Here is a 17,063-nt window from a genome sequence, read left to right as displayed (position 1 = left end):
TATCTATCCGCGTTTGTAATATTCCCAAAGTGTAGAGAAATACGATACAATACGCGTTTTCAGTGCTTTTGCCAAATAAGCAGGGAAGTAATCCGCGAGGTACTTTTCGATGAAAGACACGGCGCGGTCGGCCTCAATGGATAACGCACGTCCGATAGCAAATTCGCAGGTCTTCACCGCGTGGTCGAAGTCCGTCTTATTGCGTACACAAGCCATCATCGCCATAGCTCCATAGTCGTCAACGAGTTTATCGTAGTCCTCACGGGCTTTGAGTTCCTTATTATTGGTGGTCGGCATATCGCGCGAGAAGTAATTCAGGCTCGTCAGATAGTCAAAAGTGTTGCGCGCCTCGGTATCACTCAACGGATCGATGAATTGTTGTATTGCCTGCCCGTCCGCATCGGCAATAGCTTGTAGCAGTTGTTTTGATTTTTCTTTCATATAGTGTGATTTGTTGATATTTCTGTCTGAAATGGGGGGAATTCATATTGTTAAAGGGCGCAAATATATGAAAAATTTTATAAAATACGTGTTTTTTGTGTTCGCTTAGTCTTCTTATGGTCTTTGGTGTCCGTTTGCGATCCGTTGGGTGTCCGTTTGCTAAATCTTGTGGGAAGGGAAGAGAGGACTTGCTGTTTGGGCTAAATGTTGTATCTTTGCACGGTAAAACACTGAGAAGTTATGCAGAAAAGTATCATACCTGAGGGATACCGTTCGCCTCAAAATATTATGGAAACGGAGATTGCTATCAAGCGGATTAAGGATTTCTTTGAACGTGAATTGGCTGAGGCATTACACCTTACGCGTATTTCGGCTCCGCTATTCGTGAAGCGTGATACGGGGCTTAATGACAACCTCAACGGCGTGGAGCGTCCTGTGGCTTTTGAGATGAAAGCTGCTGAGGGCGAGGTGATTGAGATTGTGCATTCGCTAGCGAAATGGAAGCGCTTAGCACTCAAGCGTTATGGTGTAGGGGTAGGGCAGGGGATCTACACGGATATGAATGCCATACGCCGCGATGAGGATTTGGATAATACCCACTCTATCTACGTAGACCAATGGGATTGGGAGCGGGTGATCACTGCTGAGGATCGCACGCTTGACTTTCTGCGTTTTATCGTTGGGAAGATCTACGAGGTGTTTAAGCGTACGGAGGCGATGCTTGCCAATACGTATGCTTGGTACAGGTGCTTTTTGCCTGAATATGTTACTTTTATTACAGCACAAGAGTTGGCGGACTTGTATCCAAATCTATCACCTGAGGAGCGAGAGAATGAATTTGCACGTATGCACAAAGCTATTTTTGTGATGCAGATAGGGGGGCAGCTCTCTTCTGGTGAACGACACGGTGGGCGGGCTCCTGATTACGACGATTGGCAGCTCAATGGCGACTTGATACTATGGAACCCTGTGCTGGATAGTGCGCTGGAGCTCTCTTCGATGGGTGTGCGCGTCGATGCTGAAAGCCTTGAACGACAGCTCTCTGAACTCAGTCTTGAGGAGCGCAAAGGGCTGGATTACCACCAGATGCTTTTGCGGGGTGAGTTGCCTCTAACTATTGGGGGCGGTATTGGTCAGTCGCGGATATGTATGTTTCTCTTACAACGTGCTCATATTGGTGAGGTACAAGCCTCGCTGTGGAGTGAGGATATTCTCAAAGAGTGTGAGGCTAAAGGGGTTTGTCTTTTATAGAGAGGAGAGGTCAGGGGTCAGAGATCAGAGAGTAGAGAGAAGGAGCCTTACTCTCTACTTGCTGTTTTCTGATCACTGACTTCTGATTTCTGTTCTCTATTTTTCTATTGATATTTTTTATAAGAATAGTTTGGTTGTTTTGACTATAAGCTGTACTTTTGCAGCCGAAAAATAATTGTAAGAATAGGAGTCGCTTGTAGCGGCTTGTTAACCAATGAAAACAATCACATTCTTTTTACTGCTCTTTTGGGCAGGGTTGCTGTGTGCGCAAACTTCAGTACACACTAAGGCGGTATTACCGCTATTCCAAACAGATAAGGTAATTTGGGCAGTGCCTGTTGAAGGCATCTCTTGAGGTGCAATGGAGCGAGCGCGCTACGTCTTTTGTGCGCGAGGGCTACCGCACTTTTGTAGGGAAGCACGGCGAGGCTTTTGTCGGGGTGATTACCCTTTATGGCGAGGCTCTTTCGGGCGAGGTGCATTGGGCGGGTAAGACATACGAACTGCATACCGAGCAGAGACAGTTGTTTATCACACCCCAAACGCTCAACGAGGGTTCTGAGCATTGTGGTGTGGTGGAGGCTGAGGCACCCCCTAAGAAGGGCAAACGTGTGCGCCGTGCTTTGCAACTCACTGAGGGTGAGAAGAGTCAGGCGTATATCTTCACCGATGAGGTGGAACGCCACTTTCGCTTAGCTTTGGCGGTGGATTATAGCTACTTTATCAGAGAGTTTCATTCTAAGAAAGAGGAGGTTCGCGCTTGGTGGGCCGCTGTGGAGGCAGGCTTTAATGAGGTATACGCCCGCGATTTGGGGTATCGCTTTACTGTAGTGCGGGACGACCGCTTGATTATCGATAGCAAGGAGAAAGAACTCTTTGATGGGGCGCGCACTACTATACACCTCATACATCAGGGCAATACGGCGGCACTCAATAGGCTCATCGGTAGGGAGGCGTACGATATTGGTGGGGTACACACCCACGCCAGCAATGAGAATGTCGCCTCTGGGATTGCTACCTTGGGGGGCTTCTATACGCAAGCCCAAAAGGGCAATATGTGGTCGAACAAGAATGTGCATACGCTCTTGCACGAGGCGGGACACCTCTTTGGCTCAAAACACACGTTCACCACAGGGGGTATCACTTCGTATAAAACAGAGCCTGCACGGGGTACCTCCACAATGAGTTATGGATTCTACAAGGTGGATTTCTTCTCCTTGATAAGCGTGGAGCACATACGGCACCTCATCGTAAATCGCAATGGCTATTACAGCGATGAGGAGCGCACGCAGAAGGTAGGCTCAGGTGGCGATAATACCCCTTACGGCATAAAGACGGCCAATCGCGCACCTTTAAACCTGAGCCTCAGCCTAAGCCTGCTCCTAAGCCGCCTGTACAGCTTACCCCTGAACCACCTGTGCAGCCACAACCTGAGCCACAGCCAGTGCCTGAGCCACCTGTTACCCCTATGCCTCATCCTACGCCTGAGCCGCCTGTAGATACTACCATAAAAATCTACAATGGGGTATCGCTGAGCAATAGTGCTAACTATTTCAGGGTAGAGGCACACGAAGATGCAGGTACGCCTATAGAAGTGCTTATTTTCAATGAAGAAGGGGTACTCGTCTACCACTCTGAGCGTTACGACAGCAACCCAACAGAGCAATTCCACGGGAAGGCAAATGTAGCAGGCGTTGTAGGCAGTCGCGCGCTGGGTATTGGCACGTATTTCTATGTACTCACTTACACCCAAGGTGGGGCAAAGAAAGAAAAAACAGGTTGGCTTTACCTAAGCCGATAAGGATATAGTTACAATGAAAAGAATGGTTTTTTTATAGCATTTATAACAATTATATCCGTTGCAAATGCACAACCTGTGGCGGATATAACGCGTCTATTTAACAGCCATACTACACAGTGGGCTGTACCGCTATACCAAGGAGAGAAGACTCCTCCCCTACTATGGCAAGAGCGCACCACTTCATTAGCCCAAACGGAGGGCATACATACCTTTGTCGCTTACCATAATAACACTATGGTTGGTGCGCTCTCGTTCACGCCTAAGAACGTTCTATCAGGGTATTTACAATGGAGTGATACATCGTACAGCCTTAGCACAGACGTGGCGGGATGGCTGAAAGTGCAAGCCATAAACCAAGAAGACCGTTGTGGGGTAGAGACAACGGTAGCTGCTAAACACACCACAACCAAAAGCAGAAAACGCCGCGACCTGAACGCCAGAGGGGCAGAAGACAACCACTTTACCACGAATTACGACCCTGTAGCACCTATCAATTCAGTAGATAAAGGTGCCCTTATATACAGCGATGGCGTGCTACGCACCTACCGCTTAGCCTTGGTGATAGACTACAGCTATTTCACCACTCGTTTCAGCAGCGATATATCGCAAGTCAAAGCCTTTTGGATGAATCAAGAGGCACTGCTCAACGAGCTGTATAGCCGCGATATTGGTGTAAAATTCGAAGTGCTTACCGATGAGGTATTCATACGTAAAAATAAAAAAGAAGAGCTTTTTAGTACTACAAAAAAGGCTGACTATGTAGTAGATGAAGGCACGTGCGCCCTCGATAAGATTATCAGCCGAAAGAAATACGACCTTGCGGTTATCATTACCAATGCCAAAGGCGGTATGTCGGGTTTGGCATTCCCTTATGGAGCGTATAATAACAATATCAAGGGTTGTATATGGAGTCGCCCTCATCCGATGACCATAGCCCACGAAATCGGGCACGCTTTTGGTGCTACGCATACCTATGCCAACCCTGCTTTTGACAAAATCAGTAGCGATAAAACAGAACCCGATTTGGGCAACTCTGTGATGAGCTATGGCAAAGACTACCCTCGCGATTTCTTCTCCCTGCCTTCTATCTATATAATAAGGCGGTCATTAGACACTTATATGGCGTATTACACCGATAAGGAACGCACTACCAAAGCAGGCATACAGACCGAAGGACACAACGACCTTGTCTATGGCGTAAAGAGCACGAATCACCCGCCTGTGTTGGACAAATCTTCTTTGCAAAAGGTCTATACGATTCCTGTGAACACCTTCTTTGCTTTTCATCTCCAAGCCAGTGATGTTGATGGCAACACCCTGAAATATATGGCACATCAGGCAGATATTCGCAAAGGACTCGATGCCCCTAACGCGCGATTCCTCCCTGCTAAAATGAGCAACAACCCGCTAATTTGCTATCAAACTACCTATTACAATAACCCCGAAAGTGGAGATCGTTACACCCACCCTGCAGGCTTCAAAGGCGATTATACCTTCTGGCTGGCAGTCTCCGACCACAACCCTGCCGACCCCAATCACCCTGTGATGTACGACGCTTACGAAACCAAAGTGCAAGTGCGTGAGGGCACTCCCTTTCAGATAACAAGTTCTATTGCAGAAAACTACCAAGGGGGCGCACGTATCGACCTGCGTTGGAGTGTAGACCCAGCGATCTTTGGTAAGGATAGCAAGGTGCGTATAACCCTTTCTGACGATATGGGTGCGAGCTTCAAATATATCTTAGCCGAAGAACTACCCAACAATGGCCACGCTCAGGTGCAACTTCCCAACGTAGCTATTGACAAGGTAGCTTATCCCAACTACAGTAAACTGTTGCGAGGTGGCGTTATTAAAATAGAAGTCATTGGGCATATCGCCTACGCCCTGACGCGCTACCGCTCCAGCGATGGCGGAGGGTTTACCATCACACCCGACCCCGCTGCCGCTATTCCACTGCAACTCATCGGCGATCTCCCCAAAAATATCACTGTCGATCGTGCCGAGAGCATACCACAAAAAGCTACCTTACAGACCATAGGAGGGCAAGGTAATATCACACAAAATGCTGAGGATTTGCCCATCGTACAAGGCGATTGCCCAGGTCGTTATCACTTCGAGCGTATTTACACCGTAAGCGATGCCGCGACAACCCTCACCCACAAGCAAACCATTACAGTATATGACGATCGCCCACCGCTTTTTGACACCTTCCCCGAAAATATCAAAGTGCCCGAAATGGCTAACGTACCCCCACAAGCTACCCTCACAGCCCACGATTTAGTGAGCGGAGAGGTAACCGTAAAGGCTACCGAAAAGCGCGAAGCCGATAAAGTAACCTACCACTGGGAGGCCACTGATGCCTGTGGCAACACCGCCACCCACGAGCAAATCATCACCATAACAGGACAAAAAGTAGCGCCTCTGAGCTTCTTTGCTTATTTCCCGCCCGATATAGAAGTGGATTGCCCCGCAGATATCCCCATAGAGGCTTCAATGGCAACCCGAGGAGGCTGTAAGCCCATACGCATCATCACTGAGGATAGGATAGAACACCCCACAGGCCAAGAGGGATACGTATTGCTGCGCGATTATATCGCCACCGATGTCTGTGGAGCCCAAGTCTCCTACACACAACGCATCACCGTAAAAGGGCTTTGTGGTGAAAAACCTCCTAAGGCCAATCCCACCCCTGAGCCCAATCCCACCCCACCTATGCCACAGCCTCCTGTAACGCCTCCTACACCACAACCACCCGTTACACCCCCTGTGCTACAGCCTGAGCCCCCAGTAACACCAATGCCTAAGCCTCCTATGGTACCACCAACTCATAGTGTTACCCCTACGACAGTGACAATTTACAACGTAGTTTCAACCGTAGATGCTGAGAACTACTTCCGCATTGAAGGTACTGATGCGGATGCTCCCATCAGTGTACAGATATTCAATGAGATGGGCATAAAGGTGTACTCTTCTGACCACTATGGCGAGCACGGGGCTTTCTTTAGAGGAAAAGCTAATGTCAGTGGTGTTATCTCACACAGTGCTTACGTGCCTTCAGGGACTTATTTTTATGTGATCCGCTATCAACTCAATGGTGATGTAAAGATCGACAAGGGATATTTATTTGTGAAATAGAGCTTATTACGACTTAAATAATAGCAGGGAGGCTTCACTCATGAAACCTCCCCGCTGTCGTTTATGTGTTTCTATTTATAAAAATCGGTTGTGCCAGCTTTCTGCCATAGGCACTTCCCAGTATTGCTCGTACTCTGATTTGTCGTTTACTAAGTTGTTGAATACGATGGTTTGTGCCGATACAGCTTTGTCTTTTACCATCTTTTTGAAGTCGGTGAGGGGCTTGTAGGCGATGTGTTCACCTTGGCGGTAGCTAACGTTCATACGGTCGAGTAGGTCGACGTTGTATTCGGCGCCGAGCTGCTGTATGAAGCGCACTAAGGCGTCGAGTGAGCAGCCTGAAACGGCGTGTACGTCTTGGTTAGCGCCTATGATGATGAAGCGGTTGTAACGCAACTGGAATGAAGCCAAGAGCTGGCTTCCGTGGGCTGTCCACTCATCGAGATAGTCTTGTAGCTTATCGGCTATTTCTTCTTGTTCGGTGGGGGTGAAGCTGCGAGGGCTTTGGTAAATCCACACGCGAGCGTTCTCTGGTAATTCGTTAAAATCTACGTACATAGTTATCCTTTTAGTTTTTTAATACGGTCTAAGTTGCGCTTGTTGTCGCGGTCCTTAATGGTTTCGCGCTTGTCATATAGTTTTTTACCACGTACTAAGGCTATTTCCATCTTGGCTAAACCTTTCTCGTTGATGTAGAGGCGCAGGGGCACTATGGTGAGCCCCGTGTTGCGCACTTCCTTGTTGAGCTTTCGCAACTCGCGCTTTTGCAGTAGGAGTTTGCGTTCGCTTTTGGGGCGATGGTTGTAATGTGTGCCAAAGGCGTACTCCTCAATGGTGGTGTTGATAGCGTAGAGCTCACCACGATCGTTGAACTCACAGAAGCTTTCGGCGATGGAGGCTTTGCCCTGTCGGATGGATTTTATCTCGGTACCTGCCAGCACAATACCCGCAGTGTACTTGCTAAGTATCTCGTATTCAAACTTGGCGCGCTTGTTGAGTATGTTTATATTTTTTTGAATCATAGTGCAAAGGTAAGAATAAAGGGCGAATTACAAAGCACTGAGGGTTTATTTTTTATTTTAGAAGGGGAATGGGAGCTGTGAGGAACGTCTTTAGAGAGGGGGTAAGACCTCAGAATTTCCTTGTCAGAAAGCTGAGGAATGTTTGTTTTATAGTGAATTTTTCTACAAAGAAGCTGTTAGGTAGTTTTGAGAAATTCGGGTTTTATGGCTTTGTGCTTCGGTAATGGTTCGATCGTCCTTCGAAGGAGGTTCGATAGTGGTTCGGATGGTAATTTTTTCTTTTAGGGGGCTGTATCGCTATGGGAGGGGTTTTTCTGTGGAGAAAATAGGTGAAAAATGGCTTGTATGGCGGTGTAAGGTTCGTTTTTTATCAATTTTAATACATTGATAGACAGTAAATTGTGTAATTTTTCATAAAAATAATGTTTAAAAATGTAGTTATTTTGATAAATATGTGTACCTTTGTGCTTTCAAATTAAAAACACAAAGAGATAAATATTTCATAATAAGAGATGAGAACGATACAATTTAGAGAAGCTGTTTGCGAGGCAATGAGCGAGGAAATGCGCCGCGACGAGTCTATTTACTTAATAGGTGAGGAGGTTGCTGAATACAATGGGGCTTATAAGGCCTCTAAGGGGATGCTTGATGAGTTTGGTCCGAAGCGTATTATTGATACGCCTATTGCTGAGTCGGGCTTTGCGGGTATTTCAGTAGGGGCTGCGATGAATGGTTGTCGCCCTATAGTGGAGTTTATGACGTTTAACTTTTCGCTGGTGGCTATTGACCAGATTATCAATAACGCGGCTAAGATGCGCCAGATGTCGGGTGGGCAATTTGATATTCCGATTGTGTTCCGTGGTCCGACAGCCTCTGCGGGTCAGTTGGCAGCTACACACTCACAGGCTTTTGAGAACTGGTACGCTAATTGTCCTGGTCTTAAGGTGATTGTGCCTTCGACGCCGTACGATGCTAAGGGCTTGCTCAAGTCGGCTATTCGCGATAACGACCCAGTGATTTTTATGGAGTCGGAACAGATGTACGGTGACAAAGGTGAAGTGCCTGAGGAAGAGTACACTATCCCTATCGGGGTGGCAGATATCAAGCGTGCGGGTAGCGATGTGACTATCGTGTCGTTTGGTAAGATTATCAAAGAAGCGCTTAAAGCTGCTGAGGATTTAGCTAAGGAAGGTATTGAATGTGAGGTGATTGACTTGCGCACTGTACGTCCTCTGGATTTTGAGACTGTGTTCAACTCTGTGAAGAAGACGAACCGCTTGGTGATCTTGGAAGAGGCGTGGCCTTTTGCGAGTGTTTCTTCGGAAATTACGTATCAAGTGCAAGAGCATATCTTTGATTATTTAGATGCTCCTGTACAGCGCATTACCACTACGGATACGCCAGCGCCTTATTCTGCTGAGCTCTTGAAAGAGTTCTTGCCTAATGCTGAGGATGTAGTCAAGGCGGTAAAAAAGGTGCTTTATAAATAAGAACTTCTTCATTTTTAAGGATTATAACTAAGAGGTCTCTGTGAGGGTTTGCGCCTTTACAGGGATTTCTTTTTTCTGTAATTCTTTTTAGTTTCTTTGCTGTTGAAAACCTCTGTAATTGTTATAACCTCGAGCTCTGTGGACGTCCCTCTTTAACGGGGAAAGTTCAATGGTGTTTGTACTCACATAGGTCAGTTCTTTCAGCTTTAGAGATGAATTTGATAATAAATCTATTTAAACTTTTATATAATTGATTTCCTATATAACTTATAATTGATGTTCTTTTGTCTTGAAACAAAAGAACCAAAAATTCAAGGCTTTGGATGCTTAGGCGAGAAAATCAACGTCTCTCGCTGAAAATCTCTAAACTCGCTCCCTGCGGTCGCTCAGACAGTAGAGATTTTCAACGCTCGTTCCTATGTGACATACTCAAGCTGTGTGCCCTCGCTTGACTATCTCAGCCACGCCTCCAATGCCGTCAGAGAGTGCTAAACAAGATAAAGTTTAAACAAGTTTAATAAATACAAATTAAATTAAATGCCTTTACAAAAGCGAATAGACATTAACGCACATACACAGCTGCACTTATGGCAGGTAACTGAGAGTGAGGTGCAGCTCAGGGAGGGCTTAGTACTGACAGAAACGCAGCAGGGACAGCTCAGTGCTTTGCGGGCGGAGGCGGCACGGAAGAGTTTTCTGGCGGTGCGACAGTTGCTCAGAGGCTTGGGGTATGCACCTGAAAGCCTGTATTACGATTCGCACGGTAAGCCTTATCTTGCTGATGGGCGGCATATTTCTATCAGTCATTCGTTTGATAGGGTAGGGGTGCTGCTGAGTGATGAGCCTATGGGCTTGGATATAGAGCGGCTGCGGGAGAAGATTGTGCGCATAGCCCCTAAGTTTACCCCTTGGCAGTGGTGTGATAAGGGGCTATCGCAAGCGGAGGTGGTGCGGCATCTCACACAGATTTGGTCGGCTAAGGAAGCGGGCTTTAAGGTGCACGGTAACCCTACGATTACCCTTAACGACATCACTGTCAGCGACTTTGCTATGGCAGCTGAGCATACTTACCTCAACATTGAAGGGCAGCGTTACTCGGTGTATTTTAGTGCAGAGGCGGATTTTGTGGTGGCGTATTGCGAGGCGGTTTCTTAAAGACTTAGTAATCTTATCATTAGGAAATTTAGGGGAAAATTATCGTTTTTTTATTTGGCTATGACGAAAAAAGGTCGTACTTTCGCACCTCAATTAACACATAAATCATATCATTAAAATGGGAATTTTTGATAAACGCGAGAATTACAAACCCTTTGAGTATCCGGAGGTTATGGAGTTTGTAAATGCAATGCACAAATCGTTTTGGGTGCATTCGGAGGTAGAATTTACTGCCGATATACAGGACTTTAAGTCGAACTTATCACCCACGGAGAAAGAGGCTGTGAAGCGGGCACTTTTAGGTATTGCACAGGTAGAGGTGTCGGTGAAGACCTTTTGGGGCGACCTATACGACCTCTTTCCTAAGCCTGAATTTAATGGGTTGGGGGCTACTTTTGCTGAGTGTGAGTTTCGCCACAGCGAGGCTTATGCGCGGCTTTTGGAGGTGCTCGGCTATAACAATGAGTTCGAAAATCTTTTGGAGGTGCCTATCTTTAAGGAGCGCAGTGCTGTGCTCAAGGAGTATTTGGCAAAGAACCGCGAGAATGCGATGGAGCGTATCCTATTCTTTACGCTCATTATTGAGAATGCGTCGCTGTTCAGTCAGTTTGCGACCATCTTATCGTTTACGCGCTTTAAGGGTTATTTGAAGAATGTGGCGAACATCATTGCGTGGACCTCAGTAGATGAGCAGCTACACGCCAATGCGGGGATTTACATCTTAAAGAAAATCTTTGAGGAAAACCCCGATATGCGTGAGAAGGCTAAGGAAGATGCCACTGAGTTTATTAGGAACTACATCACCTTAGAGGACAAGATGCTTGATTGGATTTTTGAGCAAGGTGAGATTTCGTTCTTCAGCAAGAAGGACTTGTCCAACTATATGCGTTTTCGTTTGGACGACTCGCTCACACAATTGGGCTTAGGCAAGCCTTTTAACGTTACCGCAGAGGAGGCGCAACCGATGATGTGGTTTGAGGAAGAGGTATTTAGCAATGAGCTTGATGACTTCTTTGCTAAGCGACCTACGGCTTACACGAAGCACGATAAGAGCATTAGTGAGAATGACTTGTTTTAGTTTTTAGCAATGAGCTTTTAGCTTTTAGGTCAATAGAATAAACTTACGTCTATGGATGAGCATTATATGAAGCGCTGTATAGCGTTGGCTTGTAACGGACTTGGCACTACCTACCCGAATCCTCTGGTGGGTAGTGTTGTTGTTTATAAAGGTAAGGTAATAGGTGAGGGGTGGCACCAACGTGCTGGTGAACCACACGCTGAGGTGAGGGCTATTGCCTCAGTGCGCGATAAGTCGCTGCTGGGCAAGAGTACGCTCTATGTGAGTTTGGAACCTTGTAGCCATTTTGGGAAGACGCCACCTTGTGCTGACCTTATCATTGAAAGTGGTATCCCTAAGGTAGTGATTGGCACAGTCGATCCTTTTGCCAAAGTAGCGGGGCGCGGCATTGAGAAGTTGCGTGCAGCGGGCTGCGAGGTAGTGGTAGGGGTAGAGGAGGAGGCTTGTCGAGAGCTCAACAAGCGGTTTTTCACCTATCATCAGCGGCGCCGCCCTTATATCATCTTGAAATGGGCAGAGACAGTCGATGGTTTTATAGCTCCAGCTGACAAAGAATGTATTGCTCCTGTGTGGATTACGGGTAGTTTGGCACGGCAATACGCCCATAAGTTGCGCGCTGAGGAGATGGCAATCGCTGTGGGGCTGAATACGGTGCTCAAGGACAACCCCAGTCTGACGACACGCGATTGGTATGGCAGTAATCCTTTGCGAGTGGTGCTGGGTGAGGAAACTCAAGTGCCTGAGAATTACGCACTACACGACGACCAAGCTGAAACCTTATGGGTAGGGCATATCACTGCTGAGCAGCTTTGTAAAGTGCTGTATGAGCGAGGCGTGCAGAGCCTTATTGTGGAAGGTGGGCGGCAGGTGCTGCAAGAGTTCATCGATGCGGGGCTATGGGATGAGGTGCTGCGCTTTATAGGCAAACCGACCTTTGGTGCGGGCGTTGCTGCCCCTATTCTGAAAGAGGCTGTGTTGAAGGGTGTACAGCACTTTGAGGAGGATAGGTTGTTGAGGTATAAACGAAAGGAATAAATGTAAAAATGATATAGATAGGAAAGCTGAGCTTTTGCTCACCTTTCCTAATTTAATTATGATGCCAAGGCTCGCCTGTGAGGTCGTAGATTTTCTGAATGGTGTGGAGGATATGGTCAAAATTGATATTCAGGTCGATAAGACGCCCCGTTTTGATGTCGAACACCCAGCCGTGCACGATGGGGTACTTACTCTCTAAGTAGCTCTCTTGTATTACTGCCATTTTCACCACATTCAGACACTGTTCCTGCACATTGAGCTCCACCAAACGGCGCGAACGTTGATGTGGGTCGGTGAAGGAGTCGAGTTCATCTTGGTGCAGGCGATAGACATCGCGGATAGTGCGCAACCAAGGGTTGAGCAGTCCGTAGTCCTTGGCTTGCATCGCTGCTTTTACACCTCCGCAATCGTAATGCCCACACACAATAATGTGCTTTACACGCAGATGCTCCACGGCGTACTGAATCACAGCGGTGGAACTCATATCCAAGGTATTGACCACATTGGCGATGTTGCGGTGCACAAACACCTCACCAGGACCTAAGCCCATCATTTCCTCCGCTGACACGCGACTATCGGAACAACCGATATAGAGATAATCAGGGTTCTGGTCTTTGGCTAATTTCTTAAAGAAATCGGCGTCCTCACCTTTGCGGCGCTCCACCCATAGGCGGTTATTTTCAAAAATCTGTTTGTAAGAGTCCATTGTAATTTAGGGGTTAGGGATTAGGGGTTAGTGATTAGTGATTAGGGGTTAGGGATTAGGGGTTAGGGATTAGGGGTTAGGGGTTAGGGATTAGCGGTTAGTTATTCGGGGCAAAGATACGAATTAATGAATAATGAGCAATGAGTAGAGCGTAATTTTGTATTACTTTTCTAATTTCTATTTTCTATTTCCTAAATCTTATTTAGTTTATTTTTCTAATAATTTTCGTTTTTACAGTTTTACAATAGTCGATTTTTAGATAATTATCCTTGCATTATCTTTGCTTTATCTATGCATTAACCTTGCTTTATCTCTGCTTTGGAATATTTTTCTGTTGGGGAAATCTAACTTAATTTGATTGTCAATGGCTCAATTTCTACGTCCTGAATTTCTTTTTTCTCATTTTATTTTTTCCAATTGCTAAAAAAGTCGTACCTTTGCCCCCTGAAAAATTGTGCAAAGAACAAATCACAAATTATGAAGATTTCATTCAATTGGTTAAAGGAATACGTGAAGGTGGATATGCCTTCGGAAGAGGTGGCTACGCTGCTCACCGACTTAGGGCTTGAGGTTGAGGGTGTTGAGGCTTATGAAAGCGTGCGCGGGGGACTGCGTGGCGTGGTGGTAGGCGAGGTGCTCGAATGTGAGCAACACCCTAATGCCGACAAACTCAAAGTAACGAAGGTGAACGTAGGGGGTGAGGCTCCACTGCAAATCGTTTGTGGGGCACCGAATGTAGCTAAGGGGCAGAAAGTGCCTGTGGCTACTATCGGAACAGTGCTCTACGACAAGGAAGACAAACCGTTTGAAATAAAGAAAGGCAAACTGCGCGGCGAGGATAGCTTTGGAATGATCTGCGCCGAGGATGAGTTGGGCTTAGGCGAGAGCCACGAGGGCATTATGGTGCTCGATGCCAAATGGGCGGTAGGCACCCCTTGTAGCGAGGTATTTGCCATAGCAACCGATGAGGTGTTTGAAATCGGCTTGACGCCTAACCGCGCCGATGCGATGAGCCACTATGGTGTGGCACGCGACCTACGGGCGGGCTTGGCACAAAGGGGTACACAATTGGAACTCATCACCCCCTCGGTAACCAAGTTTCACGTCGACAACCGCTCGGGCAAGGTGGATATTGAGGTAACCGACCGAAAGCTCGTGCCGCGCTATACAGGGGTAACCATTAGCAATGTGCGCGTGGGCGACTCGCCCGCGTGGTTACAGAATAAGCTGCGCGCTATCGGTATCACCCCAAAGAACAATGTGGTGGACGCTACCAACTACGTGCTCCACGGACTCGGACAACCACTGCACGCCTTTGATGCCGACCACATCATCGGGCGCAAAATAGTAGTGAAGAACGCCACTGAGGGGCAGCAGTTTACCACGCTTGACGGAGTGGTGCGCACGCTCAGCAGTGAGGATATAATGATATACGATGCCGAACAGCCACTGTGCATTGCAGGGGTAATGGGCGGAAAGGATAGCGGGGTAAGCCACTCTACGCGCAACGTCTTTTTAGAAAGTGCGTACTTTGACCCTATCAGCGTACGCAAGACGGCAAAGCGTCAGGGCTTGAGTACGGATGCTTCGTATCGCTTTGAGCGCGGTATCAATATTGAGGACTGCAAATATGCCTTGATGTATGCCGCAGTGCTCATTGAGAACATCGCTGGTGGGGTGATTTCCTCAGATGTGGTGGATTTCTACCCGAGGAAGTTACAAGAGTTTCAAGTATTTCTCACCTTTGAGAAGGTAGATAAGCTCATCGGACAGGTGATCCCTCGCGATACGATTAAGGCAATATTGCACTCGTTTGATATAAAGGTGAACTCGCTCACTGAACGCGGCTTAGGGTTGCTCATCCCTACCTATCGCGTGGACGTACAGCGCGAGGCTGACGTGATTGAGGAGATACTGCGCATCTACGGCTATAACAACATTCACTTCTCAGACAAGATCAGCGCAACAATGTCGCACGGCTCGAAGTATGACGACCTGAATGTGCAGAACATCGTAGCCACGCAGCTCACTGCCCAGGGGTTCTTCGAGATAATGACCAACAGCCTGACCTCTGAGCAGGTAATCACTAGCTATGAGGCAGCCCCAGAGACGGCAGTGAAGGTGCTCAATCCACTGAGCAACGACTTGGCGTATATGCGCAAAGACCTCTTCTTCTCAGGACTCGAGGTGATTGCCTACAACCACAACCACAAGCGCGCGGATTTAAAGCTCTTTGAGTTTGGCAAGAACTATCACCTCACGGAGGGTACTTACAGCGAAAGCAAACAGCTGATGCTCTATGCTACGGGCAATCGCAATGAAGAGCATTGGGCAGCTAAGACAGAAAAGACGGACTTCTTTTGGCTCAAAGGGGCTGTGGAGGCAGTCTTTGAGCGGTTGGGCTTAAAGGGTATAAAGGTGCAGCCTTTAGAGCAAGCGGTGGCTTACGCACAGGAAGGGTTCCGCTGGGTGTTGGGCGATGTGCCGCTCGGCTTTATGGGAGTCGTAAAGAAGAAAGTATTGAAGGATTTTGATATAAAGAGTGAGGTGCTCTTTGCCTCTTTGGCCTGGGATGCAGTGTTGGAGGCGGTGAAGGACAGCAAGATCACCTACCGAGAGATTGCTAAATTCCCTGAAGTAAGGCGCGACTTGGCACTATTGCTCGATGAGGGAGTGAGCTTTGAGGCACTGTACAACACGGCTTTTGACACAGAGAAGAGTATACTGAGGAGCGTGAGCCTCTTTGATGTGTATGAGGGCAACAAACTGCCTGTGGGCAAGAAGAGCTATGCACTGAGCTTTATCCTTCAGGATGAAAAAAAAACCCTCACCGACAAGCAAATAGAGAAGACTATGGAACGCCTACAGTCTGCCTACGAAAAGCAATACGGGGCAGAGCTTAGGTAATGTATAATGTATAGTGTATAGTGAAGAGATAGCCTTGCCGATGGTGGGGCTGTTTTTTTAGAGGTTGGGAGAGTAGTATTTTTAGGTGTAATAAACTTGCAGTATTAATATTTATTGTTTTATTTTGCGCATATAAACTTTTACATCAAAGCTGTTTAAACTTTTTCTTATAATAAAATAAAAGTTCCCGAAAATTAGTAATTTTGTGTTTGCAAAAAAAAGAACACCAAAATTCAGGAACTTTGGGCAAAGATACAATAAATAATTGGATTATTCCCTTTTTAAGTGTAGGAAAAAGAGGATTTAAAAGTAGTTTTGATTTAGCTTCAATATTTTTATTGATTCTCAAAAGGTTAAAAACAGGGGTACAATGGAGAGAACTTCCAATTGTGAGCTATTTTGAAAAAGGTGAAATCTCTTGGCAAAATGTCTATTACTACTTCAATAAATGGAGTAAAGACGGTAGTTTCCAGCGAGTATGGTTAAATCTATTAAGCAAGAAGAAAAGAAAATTAGATATGTCTTGCGTTCAATTGGATGGTAGTCATACACGTTGTCGCCAAAAAGGAGAATCTACAGGTTATCAAGCAAGAAAAAAAAGCCGTAACCACAAATAGTATTTTTTTGTGTGATAATAAAGGGCAAATGATAGCAATGGGAAGTCCTAAAGCTGGAAATCACAATGACTTATATGAAATAGAAGAAGTACTAAAAGAAATCTTAGCTTTATTAGAAGAAGCAGGAATAGAGTACAAAGGTCTGTTTCTCAATGCTGATGCAGGATTTGATAGTAAGTCTCTTAGAGATTTTTTAGAAAGCAAAGAAATTATAGCAAATATTAAACCTAATCCCCGAAATGGAGAGCAACCAGATGTTTATTTTGATGAAGAATTGTACAAAAATAGGTTTAAGATTGAACAAGCAAATGGTTGGCTTTACGGATATAAAGGTTTGATAATGAGATATGAGTATCTTGATGTAACTTGGATTGGAATGCTCCTATTAGGTTTTATCTCCAAGTTCCTCAAAAAAGTTTAAACAC

16 protein-coding genes are annotated in these 17,063 nt (G+C 46.4%); 12 read left to right on the top strand and 4 right to left on the bottom strand.

The window, feature by feature from the left end; genetic code table 11:
- Positions 1-3 precede the first annotated feature (3 nt).
- Positions 4-441, bottom strand: coding sequence for a hypothetical protein (locus tag AXF12_RS11720; protein ID WP_066431538.1), 438 nt, complete (start codon positions 439-441; stop codon positions 4-6).
- A gap of 240 nt (positions 442-681) precedes the next feature.
- Between AXF12_RS11720 and asnA the strand changes: the two genes are divergently transcribed.
- The 5 genes from asnA (at position 682) to AXF12_RS11700 (ending at position 6,628) form a co-directional block, all read left to right on the top strand.
- Positions 682-1,692 (top strand): aspartate--ammonia ligase, encoded by a 1,011-nt coding sequence (gene asnA / locus AXF12_RS11715; protein ID WP_066431534.1) that lies wholly within the window; start codon positions 682-684, stop codon positions 1,690-1,692.
- A gap of 214 nt (positions 1,693-1,906) precedes the next feature.
- Entirely contained in the window at positions 1,907-2,047 is a 141-nt protein-coding gene (locus tag AXF12_RS12360) for a hypothetical protein (protein ID WP_159429728.1), read from the top strand.
- Complete coding sequence (locus AXF12_RS11710) at positions 2,031-3,191, top strand: M12 family metallo-peptidase (protein ID WP_066431532.1); 1,161 nt, start codon at positions 2,031-2,033, stop codon at positions 3,189-3,191. The genes AXF12_RS12360 and AXF12_RS11710 overlap by 17 nt, the downstream gene beginning before the upstream one ends.
- Positions 3,161-3,493, top strand: a complete 333-nt coding sequence (locus AXF12_RS11705; RefSeq protein WP_066431529.1) for a T9SS type B sorting domain-containing protein — start codon at positions 3,161-3,163, stop codon at positions 3,491-3,493. Before AXF12_RS11710 ends, AXF12_RS11705 begins: the two co-directional genes overlap by 31 nt.
- A gap of 75 nt (positions 3,494-3,568) precedes the next feature.
- A complete protein-coding gene (locus AXF12_RS11700) occupies positions 3,569-6,628 on the top strand; it encodes a M12 family metallo-peptidase (protein WP_143325082.1) in 3,060 nt (1,019 codons plus the stop codon).
- Positions 6,629-6,703: 75 nt separating this feature from the next.
- Here AXF12_RS11700 and AXF12_RS11695 read toward each other — a convergent pair whose 3' ends face one another.
- Together AXF12_RS11695 and smpB are read right to left on the bottom strand one after the other, a co-directional pair.
- On the bottom strand, positions 6,704-7,186 hold the full coding sequence (locus AXF12_RS11695) for an ABC transporter ATPase (protein WP_066431523.1): 483 nt from the start codon (positions 7,184-7,186) through the stop codon (positions 6,704-6,706).
- Between the two features lie 2 nt (positions 7,187-7,188).
- The gene (gene smpB / locus AXF12_RS11690; RefSeq protein ID WP_066431521.1) at positions 7,189-7,650 is read right to left on the bottom strand and encodes an SsrA-binding protein SmpB; all 462 of its coding nucleotides are present in this window, start codon (positions 7,648-7,650) and stop codon (positions 7,189-7,191) included.
- Positions 7,651-8,162: 512 nt separating this feature from the next.
- Here smpB and AXF12_RS11685 point away from each other — a divergent pair.
- From AXF12_RS11685 to ribD, 4 genes are all read left to right on the top strand, one after another.
- Positions 8,163-9,140, top strand: coding sequence for a pyruvate dehydrogenase complex E1 component subunit beta (locus AXF12_RS11685; protein ID WP_066431519.1), 978 nt, complete (start codon positions 8,163-8,165; stop codon positions 9,138-9,140).
- Positions 9,141-9,677: 537 nt separating this feature from the next.
- The gene (locus AXF12_RS11680; RefSeq protein WP_066431516.1) at positions 9,678-10,295 is read left to right on the top strand and encodes a 4'-phosphopantetheinyl transferase family protein; all 618 of its coding nucleotides are present in this window, start codon (positions 9,678-9,680) and stop codon (positions 10,293-10,295) included.
- Positions 10,296-10,413: 118 nt separating this feature from the next.
- Entirely contained in the window at positions 10,414-11,373 is a 960-nt protein-coding gene (locus AXF12_RS11675) for a ribonucleotide-diphosphate reductase subunit beta (RefSeq protein WP_066431513.1), read from the top strand.
- 51 nt (positions 11,374-11,424) lie between these two features.
- Positions 11,425-12,408 (top strand): bifunctional diaminohydroxyphosphoribosylaminopyrimidine deaminase/5-amino-6-(5-phosphoribosylamino)uracil reductase RibD, encoded by a 984-nt coding sequence (gene ribD / locus AXF12_RS11670; protein WP_231909892.1) that lies wholly within the window; start codon positions 11,425-11,427, stop codon positions 12,406-12,408.
- 52 nt (positions 12,409-12,460) lie between these two features.
- Here the strand turns inward: ribD and AXF12_RS11665 are convergent, their stop codons facing one another.
- Entirely contained in the window at positions 12,461-13,114 is a 654-nt protein-coding gene (locus tag AXF12_RS11665) for a carbonic anhydrase (protein WP_066431509.1), read from the bottom strand.
- Positions 13,115-13,591: 477 nt separating this feature from the next.
- Here AXF12_RS11665 and pheT point away from each other — a divergent pair, with 477 nt between their 5' ends.
- From pheT to AXF12_RS12610, 3 genes are all read left to right on the top strand, one after another.
- On the top strand, positions 13,592-16,021 hold the full coding sequence (gene pheT / locus AXF12_RS11660; protein WP_066431508.1) for a phenylalanine--tRNA ligase subunit beta: 2,430 nt from the start codon (positions 13,592-13,594) through the stop codon (positions 16,019-16,021).
- Between the two features lie 209 nt (positions 16,022-16,230).
- A complete protein-coding gene (locus AXF12_RS12615) occupies positions 16,231-16,638 on the top strand; it encodes a transposase (protein WP_231909893.1) in 408 nt (135 codons plus the stop codon).
- 28 nt (positions 16,639-16,666) lie between these two features.
- Entirely contained in the window at positions 16,667-17,059 is a 393-nt protein-coding gene (locus AXF12_RS12610) for a transposase (protein ID WP_082753001.1), read from the top strand.
- The last annotated feature ends 4 nt before the right edge of the window (positions 17,060-17,063 follow it).

Origin of the sequence: Capnocytophaga haemolytica (genome assembly GCF_001553545.1) — a bacterium.
GTDB classification, from domain to species: domain Bacteria; phylum Bacteroidota; class Bacteroidia; order Flavobacteriales; family Flavobacteriaceae; genus Capnocytophaga; species Capnocytophaga haemolytica.
This window is presented reverse-complemented; position numbering and strand designations above follow the sequence as displayed.